Origin of the sequence: Pararhizobium sp. IMCC21322, from assembly GCF_030758295.1 — a bacterium.
Lineage (GTDB): Bacteria > Pseudomonadota > Alphaproteobacteria > Rhizobiales.
Genome location: NZ_CP132335.1, coordinates 4,485,963 through 4,499,870 on the forward strand (window position 1 = coordinate 4,485,963; position 13,908 = coordinate 4,499,870).

General features: G+C 52.7%; 15 protein-coding genes. 1 reads left to right on the forward strand and 14 read right to left on the reverse strand.

What is annotated here, in order from left to right:
• Positions 1 to 7: 7 nt before the first annotated feature.
• Both devC and RAL91_RS21335 read right to left on the reverse strand, forming a co-directional pair.
• On the reverse strand, positions 8 to 1,183 hold the full coding sequence (gene devC, locus RAL91_RS21330) for an ABC transporter permease DevC (RefSeq protein WP_306258261.1): 1,176 nt from the start codon (positions 1,181 to 1,183) through the stop codon (positions 8 to 10).
• On the reverse strand, positions 1,180 to 2,415 hold the full coding sequence (locus tag RAL91_RS21335) for an efflux RND transporter periplasmic adaptor subunit (RefSeq protein WP_306258262.1): 1,236 nt from the start codon (positions 2,413 to 2,415) through the stop codon (positions 1,180 to 1,182). The genes devC and RAL91_RS21335 overlap by 4 nt, the downstream gene beginning before the upstream one ends.
• A 140-nt stretch (positions 2,416 to 2,555) precedes the next feature.
• Between RAL91_RS21335 and RAL91_RS21340 the strand changes: the two genes are divergently transcribed.
• Positions 2,556 to 3,182 (forward strand): TetR/AcrR family transcriptional regulator, encoded by a 627-nt coding sequence (locus tag RAL91_RS21340; protein WP_306258263.1) that lies wholly within the window; start codon positions 2,556 to 2,558, stop codon positions 3,180 to 3,182.
• 65 nt (positions 3,183 to 3,247) lie between these two features.
• Here the strand turns inward: RAL91_RS21340 and RAL91_RS21345 are convergent, their stop codons facing one another.
• The 12 genes from RAL91_RS21345 to RAL91_RS21400 all read right to left on the reverse strand — a co-directional run bounded on the left by RAL91_RS21345 (position 3,248) and on the right by RAL91_RS21400 (position 13,462).
• The gene (locus RAL91_RS21345; RefSeq protein ID WP_306258264.1) at positions 3,248 to 3,451 is read right to left on the reverse strand and encodes a hypothetical protein; all 204 of its coding nucleotides are present in this window, start codon (positions 3,449 to 3,451) and stop codon (positions 3,248 to 3,250) included.
• 35 nt (positions 3,452 to 3,486) lie between these two features.
• Entirely contained in the window at positions 3,487 to 5,031 is a 1,545-nt protein-coding gene (locus tag RAL91_RS21350) for a class I adenylate-forming enzyme family protein (RefSeq protein ID WP_306258265.1), read from the reverse strand.
• A gap of 94 nt (positions 5,032 to 5,125) precedes the next feature.
• Complete coding sequence (locus RAL91_RS21355; protein WP_306258266.1) at positions 5,126 to 6,004, reverse strand: 3-hydroxybutyryl-CoA dehydrogenase; 879 nt, start codon at positions 6,002 to 6,004, stop codon at positions 5,126 to 5,128.
• 159 nt (positions 6,005 to 6,163) lie between these two features.
• The gene (locus tag RAL91_RS21360; RefSeq protein ID WP_306258267.1) at positions 6,164 to 7,105 is read right to left on the reverse strand and encodes an electron transfer flavoprotein subunit alpha/FixB family protein; all 942 of its coding nucleotides are present in this window, start codon (positions 7,103 to 7,105) and stop codon (positions 6,164 to 6,166) included.
• 14 nt (positions 7,106 to 7,119) lie between these two features.
• Positions 7,120 to 7,869 (reverse strand): electron transfer flavoprotein subunit beta/FixA family protein, encoded by a 750-nt coding sequence (locus RAL91_RS21365; RefSeq protein ID WP_306258268.1) that lies wholly within the window; start codon positions 7,867 to 7,869, stop codon positions 7,120 to 7,122.
• Positions 7,870 to 7,979: 110 nt separating this feature from the next.
• On the reverse strand, positions 7,980 to 8,678 hold the full coding sequence (locus tag RAL91_RS21370; protein WP_306258269.1) for a rhomboid family intramembrane serine protease: 699 nt from the start codon (positions 8,676 to 8,678) through the stop codon (positions 7,980 to 7,982).
• A 46-nt stretch (positions 8,679 to 8,724) separates the two neighbouring features.
• Positions 8,725 to 9,306: a cob(I)yrinic acid a,c-diamide adenosyltransferase gene (locus RAL91_RS21375; protein WP_306258270.1), complete on the reverse strand. Its 582-nt coding sequence runs from the start codon at positions 9,304 to 9,306 to the stop codon at positions 8,725 to 8,727.
• Between the two features lie 12 nt (positions 9,307 to 9,318).
• Complete coding sequence (locus RAL91_RS21380) at positions 9,319 to 9,510, reverse strand: twin transmembrane helix small protein (protein WP_306258271.1); 192 nt, start codon at positions 9,508 to 9,510, stop codon at positions 9,319 to 9,321.
• 7 nt (positions 9,511 to 9,517) lie between these two features.
• Positions 9,518 to 10,096: a TspO/MBR family protein gene (locus RAL91_RS21385; RefSeq protein ID WP_306258272.1), complete on the reverse strand. Its 579-nt coding sequence runs from the start codon at positions 10,094 to 10,096 to the stop codon at positions 9,518 to 9,520.
• Entirely contained in the window at positions 10,097 to 10,942 is an 846-nt protein-coding gene (locus RAL91_RS21390; protein WP_306258273.1) for an SDR family oxidoreductase, read from the reverse strand. It lies immediately after the preceding gene.
• A gap of 5 nt (positions 10,943 to 10,947) precedes the next feature.
• Positions 10,948 to 11,868, reverse strand: a complete 921-nt coding sequence (locus RAL91_RS21395) for a DMT family transporter (RefSeq protein ID WP_306258274.1) — start codon at positions 11,866 to 11,868, stop codon at positions 10,948 to 10,950.
• Between the two features lie 55 nt (positions 11,869 to 11,923).
• Positions 11,924 to 13,462 (reverse strand): cell wall hydrolase, encoded by a 1,539-nt coding sequence (locus RAL91_RS21400; protein ID WP_306258275.1) that lies wholly within the window; start codon positions 13,460 to 13,462, stop codon positions 11,924 to 11,926.
• Between the last annotated feature and the right edge of the window lie 446 nt (positions 13,463 to 13,908).

The following is a 13,908-nucleotide window of genomic DNA, read 5'->3' on the forward strand; positions in this document are numbered from 1 at the left end:
CTGCGCCCTAAAACAAATCTGCAGGATCGGCACTGGCCAGCCTGCGCGTGGCAATCGCACCGGAAATGGAACAGCTTGCAATCGTGCCCAAAAACACGGCAATGGGACGGGCCATATCCATCATCACCGGAAGACCGGTTGCAGAATTCAAAAGCTGATAGAGGATGCTGGAAATGATCAATCCTGGCACAAATCCGAAAATCGCCAATATCAGAGCTTCCTCAAAAATGATCCCCATGAAGAAAGACTGGCCGTAGCCCATTGCCTTGAAGGTCGCGTATTCTTTCAGATGGTCTGCAACATCGGTTGACAGAAGCTGATACACAATGACCAGACCAACAATCACCCCCATCACCACCCCAAACCCGAAAATCAGCCCCGTTGGCCGTTCGGTTGTCTGATAAATCTGGTCAGCTTTTGCTGCATCGGCCAAGGTGCGCACCTTCACCTTGTTGTCCGGCAGCAAAAGACGCAGCTCATCAATAACAGCATCGACGTTAAATCCAGGTTTGGTTTTGAGCAGAATGTGATTCGGCGCACCGGCAATGCGGCTGCTGAAAAGACGCAGAAACGTCTGGTCAGATGTCACCATGTAACCATCTGAGCTAAATCCACCGCCAATACTGATGGTTCCAGGCACCTTCAGCGTGCGACCCCGCGTTTCAAAAATCAACGGATTGTCCGGTGATATCAAAGATAACCGGTCTGTATCCGCGCCTCGTGTCAAACGATCAATCAGGGCTGTATCAATCAAAAGCAGATTGGCAATCTTGTTGCGAATCTCGGGAATGACATAGGCACCCTGGGAAGGATCCAGCGCCAGAACCTGAAGGTTGGTCACGTTGCCATCATCGCGTGTCCAGTCCACATTGCCAATGAACAGCGGTAAAGCACTTGCGACACCTGGCACTGACATGGACTCAAAACCGCGCTGACGCGGGACATTACTGCCATCTGTCAACGTATTTGCATCTGCCGAGGAAATGATGATGTCGGCATCAAACAACGTATATGGCAACAGGATCGTCGTATTCAGCGCAAACATCACCCCCAGCTGGACGAACACAAGAATGTTCGCAAAGGCAATACCGGCCACCGCCGCCGCCAAACGGGTTTTATTGTGCAAAAGCTGCAGCCAGCCAATCGGCATTCGCCCAAGCAGCCGCGCCAAAATTGCCGTCAATTCTCCGACCCCACCACGATGCGGGCTACAATTTCCAGATTGGTGAACCGGGCCGCAATATCCGATGAAGCCGGATCCAGCTGGACAATGATTTCGACGACGCGCGCATCTGTATTGGCTGCCGGGTCATCAGCGGTAACGGTCTGCCGCTCCACTTCAAGTCCGATCTCCGTCACCACACCTGTCAGGCTTTGCTGAAAAGCATCGGCCACAATCTGGACGCTCTGTCCCAACTGAACCAGCCCGATCTGGTTCTGAAATATCTCTACCTCCGCCGTCATGTTTTCAACATCACCAATATCAGCGACACCATCAGCACCGGACTTTTCGCCCGCACGCACATGAACATCCAGAACTGTGCCATTCATTGGCGCAATGACCATTGCCTTTGACAAATCGTTTTTGGAACGGCGTAATTCTGCTTTTGCAGAATCAAGATTACGTGCCGCCACAACCACATCAACCTGTGCGTCCAAACCATCGCTGGTATAGCGCGACAACGTTGCAGAATTGCGCTCGACCTCCCGCTCGGCCTGCACCATCACCGACCGCGCCAGATCCAATGCCGCCTGTGAGGAAACGCCACGATCCGAGAGCGATTTGGTACGCTCAAAATCCTGCCGGGCAACATCCGATGCCGCCTGACTTCTCTGCAGAGATGCTTCCGCTTCGGCAATACTGGCACGCACCGTGTCACGCGTCTGGTCAAGCGTAGCACGATGCACAGCAACATTCGCTTCCGCCGTTTCCACCAGCGCCTCAAGTTGGCCCAGACTATCCAGAACAGCAATCGTATCGCCCTTCCTGACCTTGTCTCCGGCACGCACAAGAACGTCGCTGATCCGCGCATCCCCTGCCCCGAAGGGCAGTGCAACGGTCACCACATCCCCGTTGGGGATCAAGCGACCAAGCCCGGCAACCAATTTTGGTTTTGCGGCTTCAGGATCAGACGTTTGAGCGCTTGGTACCGGCACTGCAATCGGGGTATTGCTGCCACCACCGGGCTGCAAACCAACCAGTTGGAAAAAGGCTTTCAGGCCGGGAGGCTGAAAATAAAGACCCACAATCCCTCCGGCAAATAATGTAACCAGAAAAAGCGGTATGAGTATGAGCCGTGAGGGCAAGCGAAAACGAGAGCGACGCACCGGACCAGATGATGCAACAGGCGACATCTCAGTATGATCCATAACCATCATCGGCAGGTCATCAGAATGATCCGGGGGCTGCTGCAAACCTGCATTCCTGTTAAAAAATCACGGTTTTCTTTGACACCTTGTCCAAAACTGGAAGACAAAGGCAGTCAGGCTGAACCTGTTAAAACAGATAATGACTCAAAAGTCATTAAAATTCCAACCCTGTCAATGACCGTCCTATGACCAAAATTGAAGCTGATTCACAAAAACCAAAACGCAGGAAGGCCGCGCGCCCCGGCGAAATTTTGCAGGCTGGTCTTGAAGAGTTCGCAATCAGCGGATTGGCCGCAACGCGCCTTGAGGATATTGCGCAACGTGCAGGGATCGCGAAAGGCACGATCTACCGTTACTTCGACAGCAAGGAAGACTTGTTCATGGCTGTGGTCCGCTCACGCCTGGTTCTCTCATTGGACCAGTTTGAGGAAATGGTCACAAACTATCCCGGACCAACCGATGCCTTGCTGAGGCTGGTGCTGACCGGCATCTACAGGCAATTCGTTGGCAGCGACATTTCAGGGGTTATCCGAATATTGATTTCCGAAGGGCCACGGTTTCCCGGTCTTGTCGATCTCTACCACAAGGAAGTCATTTCCAAAGGCGTCACCCTGTTAACGCACATCATCACACGCGGCATTGAGCGGGGTGAAATTCGGGATGGGCCAGCTGCAAGGGAGCCAAGGCTGATCATGGCACCCACGATTTTGGCGGTGCTCTGGGATCTGACTTTCAAGGCTCAGGACCCGATCGATATCGAAGAATACCTGAACGCACATATCGACATCATTCTGCATGGCCTGAGCGCCTGAACAAAACGCAACAGCCAAGCATGTCTCAAAATTATTCTAGTTTGGAAGAATGGATATTTACGGAATTAAGCTGAAAAATCCAGATTTGTTCCGACACCGCTTGCCAGATTTGCTGCAATTTTTTCCAGATTTTCGCTGCTTTCCTGCATGGCAGTAATCAGCGTCTGCGCTGCATCCTGGTCCATCTGAATCATGCGTGCAGCCACCGCGCCAGTAATTTTTGCTTGCGTGGAGGCCGTCATCAATGCTGCTGCGACTGTTGGTTCCATGGGATAAACCTAGAATTGAAACCTTTACAATTCGTTTACGGGGCAATTGCCTGTGCCAAAGCAAAACGGGCCAGCTTGCCGCTGGCGGTCTTTGGCAGGCCGTCCACTTCAACCCATTTCTTCGGCCGCTTATAATCAACCAGCAGCGGCGCCAGATTGCGGTTCAACTCGTTCGGGGCAAGCTTCGCGCCGGGTTGCGGCACCACATAAGCCACAAGCCCTGTTCCGCGACCGGGCACCACCCCTTCGGCAACAGCAACTTCCTTGATATCGGGAAGCGACAGAATAATGGTTTCAATTTCCTCAGGATTAGCCCGATATCCCTCGACATTGACGAGGTAATCAAGCCGTCCTTCATACTGGATATAACCATCCTGATCCCGCAGCCCCAGATCCCCGGTCATGAACCACGCCCCGCGAACCGAAGCCTTGGTGGTCTCGGCATCGTTCCAGTACCCAAGCATCAAGGCTGGGTCGGAACGGTGGGTCGCGATGACGCCAATCTGATTGACGCCAACATTTTTCAAGCCCGCATCAGGAGCCAAAATCGACAGTTTGCTGCCAGGGGCAGGCCTGCCAATTTTCCCAGGTTTTACCGGGCAGTCCGGCCCACTGAAAATCGGGCAGGCAATCTCTGCCAGTTCATAGCCATCATAGATCGGATGACCCGTCACAGCCTGCCACTCTTCAGCAACATGGGCTGGCAGAATTGCGCCGGTGGAAATGGCTCTGGTGAGGGTGGGCATTGCCCCTTCCGTGACCGTGCCACTTTTCAGCGCCGTGTTGTATTGCCCTGGCATCGCCACAACAATGGTGGCACCGCTCAGTTCCACCAGAAGCGGCAAAGCTTTGTCAAAAACGCCGCGTAGATCGGGCGGAGACAGCAGAACAATCGCAGCGCCGCAGCACAAGGGATCCATAAGACCATACCCGATACTGCGCGCCCAGTTATCTGCACCCGTATGCAGCATCCGGTCCTTCTGGGTCAGACCGAGCCAGGGCTTATGATGACGCAAGCGGCCCCAAAGCGCGCGATGCGCATGTAACACCCCGCGAGGTGGGCCGGACGTGCCATCAGTGTAAATCAGATAGGCGGGATCATAGGAAAATGTGCGGGCATACAGCCCAAGCGGACTTTGCGACAGAAAGTGCAAATCATCCGGGCCAAAAATCTTTGCATCGGTTTGCTCCGAAGGCAGCGACGTTGCGCCATCATGAGCGATGATCACTGGCTTGCAGTCGTTCGCTATATGATCAAGGTCGCGCTGGCTGATCCGGTCAGAGGTTGCGACAGGAACAAACCCGCCTGCCAGACAGGCAAAATACATGATTGGAAACCAGACACTGTTGCCCATACGCAGCAACACGCGATCTCCCATTTTGATGCCAAGAGACTGCAGCCCGTTTCTGGTGCGCAGAACGGCGTCTTCCAATGAAGCATAGGTCCACACATCAGATGGCTCATGTGTGGTGCCGTCAAACACCATCAGCGCAATATTATCCGGTTTGCTAGCCGCCATACGGCCAAGCGCATAGGCAGCTATGTTCAACCGTTCGGGAGTTTCGTCAGTTGGCTCCAAGAAACGCTCCAAAACACTCAACGGCGCTTCATATGCACCAATGCCGGAACAACAAGCCGGGCCTCGGCATTGATGTCAAGCCGGGACTGAAAACCTAGCGGGTGGGAACCGGCTCGTCTCCGCGATAATCATAAAAGCCGCGATTGGTTTTCCGGCCCAGCCAACCGGCCTCGACATATTTCACCAAGAGCGGACAAGGGCGATATTTACTGTCAGCCAGACCCTCATAGAGCACCTGCATGATTGACAGGCAGGTATCAAGGCCAATGAAATCTGCCAGTTGCAGCGGGCCCATCGGGTGATTCGCGCCAAGTTTCAAAGCCGTATCAATTGCTTCAACCGAACCAACACCTTCATAAAGCGTATAAATCGCCTCATTGATCATTGGCATCAAAATACGGTTGACGATGAAGGCCGGGAAATCCTCTGCCACAGTGATGGTTTTATCCATCTTCTGAACATAGACTTTTGCCGCGTCAAACGTTTCATCTTCCGTGGCAATGCCACGCACCAGCTCCACAAGCTTCATGATAGGAACAGGGTTCATGAAATGGATGCCCATAAACCGTTCCGGGCGGTCTGTGGTCGCTGCCAACCGGGTTATCGAAATGGAAGATGTGTTGGAAGCAATCATGGCTTCGGGCTTCAGAACCGGACACAAGGCTGCAAAAATCTTGCGCTTGACGGTTTCGTCTTCCGTTGCCGCCTCGATTGCAAGATCCACGTCTGCCAGCGCTTCAATGCCATTTGCTGCATGCAGTTTTGACACTGCGGCGTCGCGCTCAGCTTCGGTGATCTGGCCCTTGCTCATCTGCCGACCGAGATTCCCGGTAATCGTGGCAAGGCCCTCTTCTATCCGGTCTTCGGAAATATCGTATAGATATACATCATAGCCGGACAACGCGCTCACATGGGCAATTCCTGAGCCCATCTGGCCTGCGCCGATGACGCCTACGGATTTAATTTCGGTCATTGTTCATTCCGGTCAAAATCTTGAGGGAGTCAGACTGTGTTGCACTGCAACAGAATTTGCAATCTGTTTTTCTATTGTGCGTTAAAAGGATGGTAGCCTAATTTTTCATCAGGCTAAAGTCCCGCACAATAATCTCTACCTCAATTTTTTGACTTCAATTCAGGACGCCTTGTCGAGTTCGGCCTCCAACTGAGGGAGAACCTCGAACAAATCGGCCACAAGACCATAATCAGCAACCTGAAAAATTGGTGCTTCATCATCCTTGTTGATGGCAACTATGACCTTGCTGTCCTTCATGCCCGCCAGATGCTGAATAGCTCCGGAAATGCCGCACGCAATGTAAAGCTCCGGTGCAACCACCTTTCCGGTCTGACCAACCTGCCAGTCATTTGGCGCATATCCGGCATCAACAGCTGCGCGTGAAGCACCAACAGCCGCGCCAAGCTTGTCAGCCACCGGCATAATGACCTCCTGGAATTTTTCCGACGAGCCAAGCGCACGGCCACCTGAAATGATGATCTTGGCCGAAGTCAGTTCAGGGCGTTCAGATTTGGAAACATCCTCACCGACATAGGAGGACAGTGATGGCCCTTCGTCACCGGACACAGTTTCCACAGCAGCGGACCCACCTTCTTCAGCTACGGCAAAGGCTGCTGTCCGGATGGTGATGACCTTGGTGGCATCATTCGACTGAACCGTCTGAATGGCGTTACCGGCATAGATCGGGCGCTCAAACGTGTCAGCGCTGATAATGGCTGTAATATCGGATACCTGCATGACATCCAGCAAAGCTGCCACACGCGGCATGATGTTTTTGCCATTGGTCGTATTGGGTGCCACCAGTGCGGTGTAATCACCGGCAAGTGAGACAATCAGCGCAGCCATCGGCTCTGCAAGAAGATGGTCATAGGCAGCAGCTTCCGCATGCAGAACCTTTTCAACGCCAGCAATCTTTGCGGCGTGGGCGGCCACATCTGCACTGCCGCTTCCTGCGACAAGAACATGGACCGCTGCACCAAGATCGGCTGCAGCGCTGATGGCGCGTAAGGTCGAGTCGTTCAAAGCAAGATTATCGTGATCCGCTATCAATAAAGTCGTCATCGCTTATACCTTCCTTAAAGAACGCCAGCTTCGTTGCGCAGCTTGTCCACCAGTTCAGCAACATTTGCCACTTTGACACCAGCTTCGCGCTTTTCAGGCTCAACGGTTTTCAAAACTGTGAGGCGCGGTGTCATATCAACACCAAAGTCAGCTGGTGTTTTCATCTCAATCGGTTTCTTCTTTGCCTTCATGATGTTGGGAAGCGAGGCATAGCGCGGCTCGTTAAGCCGCAGATCTGTTGTCACGACAGCTGGCAATTTAAGCTTTACAGTCTGCAAACCACCATCCACTTCCCGCGTGACATCCATTTCACCATCGCCCACTGACAACACAGAGGCGAATGTGCCCTGAGACCAGCCCAGCAAAGCGGCAAGCATCTGGCCGGTCTGATTGCAATCATCGTCAATCGCCTGTTTTCCGGCAATCACCAGATCAGGTTTTTCCTCATCAACAATTTTCTGCAGAATTTTGGCGACAGCAAGCGGCTCGACCAACTCATCATGTTGTACCAGAATACCCCGGTCTGCACCCATGGCCAGACCTGTGCGAATGGTTTCCTGAGCCTGTTGCGGCCCAACTGAAACAACAATGACTTCGCTGGCTGTGCCAGCTTCACGCAGGCGCAGAGCTTCCTCAACAGAAATCTCGTCAAACGGGTTCATGGCCATTTTGACATTGGCCAGTTCAACACCCGACCCGTCCGCTCTGACGCGGATTTTCACATTATAGTCCACCACCCGTTTTACGGGCACCAGTATTTTCATGATTGTCTCCAGAATGCGCGCAACATGTGCCGAATTTGTAGCGAACCTATCGGTGCCCCCTTACCCTGTCAACGACACCAAACAACAGATTTTCGTCGTGTGATCAGGCGTCAGGGGATGGTCAGGTCCCGGTCGAATAAAGCCACCCCGCGCCGCTTCAGCAGAAGAACCAAAGCGGCACCGCAGATGAGTCCACCGATATGCGCTATCCAGGCAACTTCACTGTCCGCTGCAGCAAACACATTATAGAATTGCATCAAGACCCATGCCCCCAGAACCCACATGGCAGAAAGCCGAAGCGGTATGCGCCCAAGGGCCAGAATCCAGATCTTTACACGCGGATGGAGTATCAGATAGGCAGCAACGACCCCCGCAACAGCACCTGAAGCGCCGATCAGTGGCGCATCGGAAGTCGGCTGAAAAAGGGCATGTGCGTAGCCCCCGCCAGCTGCGCACAAAAGATAGAAAAACAGATATTTTACATGGCCCAGCGCATCTTCAATATTGTCTCCGAACACCCACAGAAACAGCATATTTCCCAGCAAATGCATCCAACCGCCGTGAAAGAAGGCGTATGAAACCAAAGTCCAGTCCGCAGGTATGAACTTCAGATCGGGTGGCAGCGCCCGGGTTTCAAACAGAACCGACGGGATAACGCCGAATGACGCCGGAAAAATCTCCGAGTAACCCGGCGCAATTGGTGTTTGAAAAAACACAAATACGGCAATGGTAATGGCAATCAGGGCCCAGTTTACATAGGGACGTTTGACATAAATGAGTGGATTGCTGTCATGAAGTGGAAGAAACATAGCGAATCAGGCCCTGGAGCATATTTTGTCTATAGAGAAACAGGCTCTAACGGTTTTTGCCTGGAACCCAAAGCACATCCGCTTCTCCCTTGTCGTTCACCCATCGGGCAGCGACAAACAGAAAGTCTGACAGACGATTGAGATATTGAATGCAATAGGGGTTGACTGGCTCAGCCGCGTCACTGTCCAACTCCACCGTCAACCGCTCGGCTCGTCTGGCAACAGTACGTGCAACATGAAGATGCGCAGATGCCGGGCATCCGGCTGGCAGAACAAATGAACGCAAAGGCTGAAGCTCAGCATTCAGCGTATCAATGTCGCTCTCCAGACGCTGAACCTGAGATTCAATAATCCGCAACGGCTCATAGCCCAGATCCTCACCCTTGTCCGGGGTCGCCAGATCAGCTCCCAGATCAAAGCAATCATTCTGAATGCGGTTCAGCATGTCATCCAGGTCTGGAAAACCATGTTGTGTATGCAGCCGCGCCACGCCAATTACGGCATTTGCCTCATCAACTGTCCCATAGGATGTGACACGCAGATCAAATTTTGCACGCCGCTCCCCGTTGCCGAGCGCAGTTGTGCCCTTGTCCCCGGTTTTTGTGTAAATTTTGTTCAATATAACCATGACAAATCCTGCCTAACGCGACGTGAAGTAAAGCAGCGTCATCATGATCACAACAGCCACGAATTGAAGGACAACACGCCAACGCATGAGCTTTTGGGACAAATTGGAATCGCCGCCACGCATCATATTATAAAGACCGAGCAACAGCACGATTGCAACGGCGGCCAGAGCCACGCCAATGAGCCCTTTGGACAAGAATTCCATTGTTCACCTAGTTCAGTAAGAAAATCGAAAAATTGAGAACTGTCGCAAAACAGACCCATAACACATATGGCACAAACAGTGCGCCCGACAGCTTGTCCAATCTGAAAAACAGGACAATGGTCGTAACGATAGCTGCCAGCAGGCAGATGATCACAATCAGAGCAAAACCGGGACTTTGCAGAAAAAAGAACGCGCCAGACCAGCAAAGGTTTAGCAAAAGCTGAACCGCAAATGCCCAATATGCTTTTGCCCGGTCCGCTTTCGGTTTGCCCGCTTTCGGCCCGCCCTCTTTCGGTCCGCCCGATTTCGGCCCCCCAGCTTTCAGCAGTGACGGATGCGGGTCCGACGACCAGATGCGCCATACGGCATAGGCCATCAGGACATAAAGCGTGGACCAGACCGGACCAAAAATCCAGCTTGGCGGATTGAAACCGGGTTTTTGCAGCCCCGCATACCACGGCTCAAGACCCGGCGCTGTCAGAAGTGCACCCAACCCGCCCACGACCAGACACAGAGCCACAAACCCTGCCAGAGCCAGCGCAGATTTAGCGGATCGTGGAAGCAGAGATATGGTGTTTGCCATCATTCAGGTTTCTTGATCCGCACGCTTGGCCAGAAAACGGCTGAGAGCGCGGTGACTCAGAACACGTTTCAAAACCCCCATCACATAAGTCGGAGTTGTGACGTAGTATCTGGGGCGCGGGCTCGGACTTTCCAGTGCACGGACCAGGCGTTTTTGCACCGCATCAGGGCCAAGTTTAAACGTTGACGCACCGCCGCGCTTCATCCGCGCAAGGCGTTTGGCATAAATCTCCTTGTGGGGAGATGTTTCAACATTAATCTCCCGATGAAACGCTTCCATGGAATGTTCAACAAATCGGCTTTCTATGGGACCAGGTTCAATCAGACTGACATGAACTCCTGTGCCCATCAGCTCCATGCGCATCGTATCAGACAGAGCTTCGACAGCGTGTTTTGAAGCAGAATATGCCCCGCGATACTTCATCGAAATGAAACCCAACACTGAAGAACATTGTACAATTCGGCCAGCACCATTGCGGCGCATTGACGGGATCAGCAGACGCGTCAATTCATGCCATCCAAAAACATTTGCTTCAAACTGGGCGCGCAGCGCCTCAACCGACAAGTCTTCAACCGCACCCGACTGTCCATACGCACCATTGTTGAAAAGGGCGTCCAGCCTGTCATCTGTTTGTGCCAACACATCACTGGCGCATTTGGTGATGCTATTCTGGTCGGTGTAGTCCAACAGCAGCACCGACAGCCCCTCGGACTGCAAACGTTGCAAATCGCTTTCAGTGCGTACCGTTGCAAAGACGCGCCAGCCGCGCTTCTTCATGGCATGCGCACAATGATAGCCAATCCCGGAGGAACATCCTGTAATAAGAATCGTCTTTTGTCTCTCGTCCACTTTTGCTACCCACCAAGCCCTTCAACAGATTTCATCCGGCGTTTTACGGACACAAGATAAACACCGAACACAGTCAGAAGCATACCAGTCAGTTCCGGCACACTTAAACGTTCCCCGAACAGAAAATAGGCCTGCACTGCAATTGTCAGAGGAATGAGATAGATCAGGACCGCGGCACGGGACACTTCACCCTCGCGGATCAGAATGACGAGAAGGCCAATCGCCCCAAGCGACAATCCGAAGACCGACCAGGCCAGCGCCCCAAAGAGTTGCGGCGTCCAGGAAAACTCGAAGTTTTCCAGCAACAGGGCTGCGGGCAACGTGGCCAGAAACGCACCCAGATATTGCAGAGTTGTTATGGTTCGCAAATCTCCGGTCTGCAGATACTTCTTTTGGTAAAACGTACCGATGACAACCGAGATCATGGATATGAAATTAATTCCGATGAGAAGCGTCCAACTGGCCTCAGTGCCCACTGTGTCTGCCAGGTCAGCAGCCAATCTGGGAGTCAGGGCAATCATCAACCCGCCAAAACCAATTGCAAAGCCCAGCCATTGTCTGCGCGATATCTGTTCCCCAACAATTGTCCCGGCCAGAAATGCGGTCATCAGCGGTTGCAGTGCTGCCATCATCCCTGAAAGGGTCGATGGCATCTGACGATCCAGAACCCACCAGATTCCGCCTAGATAGATTGCATGCAAAAATACACCGGAAAACACGGCATGGAGCATCAATTGGCGCCCCGGCCAGCTTGCCTTGAAAGCAAAGCAAAACGCCGCCAGCAACAGGCCGGCCAGCGCGTAGCGCAAGGTCAGAAAACTAAGGGGTTCGACAAACGGGCTGGCATATTTGGCCACAATCCAGCCGGTAGACCAGATGAGCACAAAAAGCGCGGGAAAAAGGAACAGAAATCGGGCGCGCGCCAAAAGAACACATCACCTGTTGAATGGATCAGCCTGTTGAAGTGAAGCAGGGATGCTTCTAGCTCCAGCCACCATTGTAGGTTTTATAGAAAATATGACGGCCGATTTTAGTAATACGCTTCATTTTCTTGGCCCATTTCGGGCTGACATAAGTCGCATGATAATGGGTTGAGGAACCGATTTTGCGGGACCAAGATTTACCCGAAGTTACGTTTTTTGCAACTTTCTGTGCCTGCGCGTAGGATTTCTTGTCAGTCACCTTGTCACGGATGCCGTCACAGGCGAATGAGAACTGGCAACGATTACGCCATTTCTTGTTCTGATAAACCACACCGCAAACCGTAGATGGATAGGAAGGCGCCTTAACCCGGTTCAGCACCACTTGCGCAACAGCTGCCTGTCCTGGAACAGGCTCGCCACGGGCTTCAAAATACACGGCAGCAGCCAGACAGCGCTGTTCCCGGCGCGAGAACGCAGCACGCGGAACTTTATTCTTCGACCACCAATGATCTTTACCGCCAAGCTTCGGCCGCACAACAGCAACTTTCGCAATGCCGCTGCTTTTTGGGATGGCAGAAATATCGGGTTTGATCATCGGAATGCGCCCGGCGATCGTTATTTTCGGTTTGGTATCCGTCACCCGTGATTTTGGCGTGGCAAGAGAGACCAAAGAGGCAGATTGGACAGGGCTTGTTGCAGTCAAAACCGGTGCAGTAACAACTGTCACAATCGGCTCATCGACTTTCGCAATCGCCTGATGTTCTTGCGGCACATTCAAAACAGCAGCGAATGGCGATTTAAACTCTTCCATACTGTCAACCGGCGCATAAGCCAGGGCAACTCGTACGGTGTCTTCGCCAGCTTCCCGAGTAACAACGGGTGGCGAAACTTGACGCGCATCAGCGACCATAGTGCGGGACCGCTCACGAAGAATGCCCGGTGCATTGAAATGGCTGGTCGCCAGAGCAATCTGGTCTTTGCTTGGCCAGCCAGGGGCTGCCAGCACGGTGCGTGGTAAAGTCTCTTCATCAACAGATGAGAACAGATCACGCAGTTCAAAAAGATTACCTGAATGCGGCAAATCATTATTTGGCTCAACCACTGCCGGGCGGATGCGGGTTATCTCCAGGTCTTCCTTGACCACACGATTAACCGTTTCCTTCAGCTTGACCGTATCATTCTTTGCAGCAGCTTTTGGTTCTGACCCGGGCGCAACGCTTGCCGTCAGAACACCGGACGATTTAACCGGGTCTACATATTGCACACGCGCCGAATGGACCGCTGTGCGCTTCATGGGTGTGAGCAGAATATAAGAGTCTGCATCTGACAGCTCGGTGAATTCGGGAAGGCTCGACGAGGAAGGTGTCGCACACAGCAACAACGCGCCCAATGCGGTGGATACGGCCAAACCTGCCAGCCGGGCCTGACGCCGGGCCGCCACGGCACGTTCTTCAGCACGGGCGCGGGCCAAAATCATTGCACTCCGCTGCCTGTTGGCACGCTTCTTTGCGGACGGCGATAAACTGCCTTCTTCCATACGCAATGCAGGCACGGGTAACCCGTCAGCAACATGCTCAGCTTTACGTGACACAACCATCCAAAGGGTACTCCAACGCGACGCGAGTCCAGTTGCATCATGATCCTGTCTATCAGCGTCCTTACCATCGATTAGGAAATCTGATGGTTCAAGCGCGTCGTCCGGCTCATCGCCAGAAGACAGGACCGATACCTGATGCAAACTTTTTGGCCACAAGGACCGATCAATGACCATTTGGACTGATTAACCTTGAGTTTCGGTTAACGTTTCGCGAAAATGTTGCAGTAATTTGTTTGTATTTGGTTAACCATAATATTTTTTCTGAAAATTCGTCCTAAGACAAATTCGTCAGACCCACCTTCCTTGACATTTGCAGTCAGCCCAGATTTTCTGACAAACCCTTTGCCGCCAGAATTCAGAACCGCTCCACACATCAAGTCCAAATGTCAGCTTCGACGCCAGTTATGAGCAATCTCAAACTCGCGCTGATAAACATTTAAAATGTG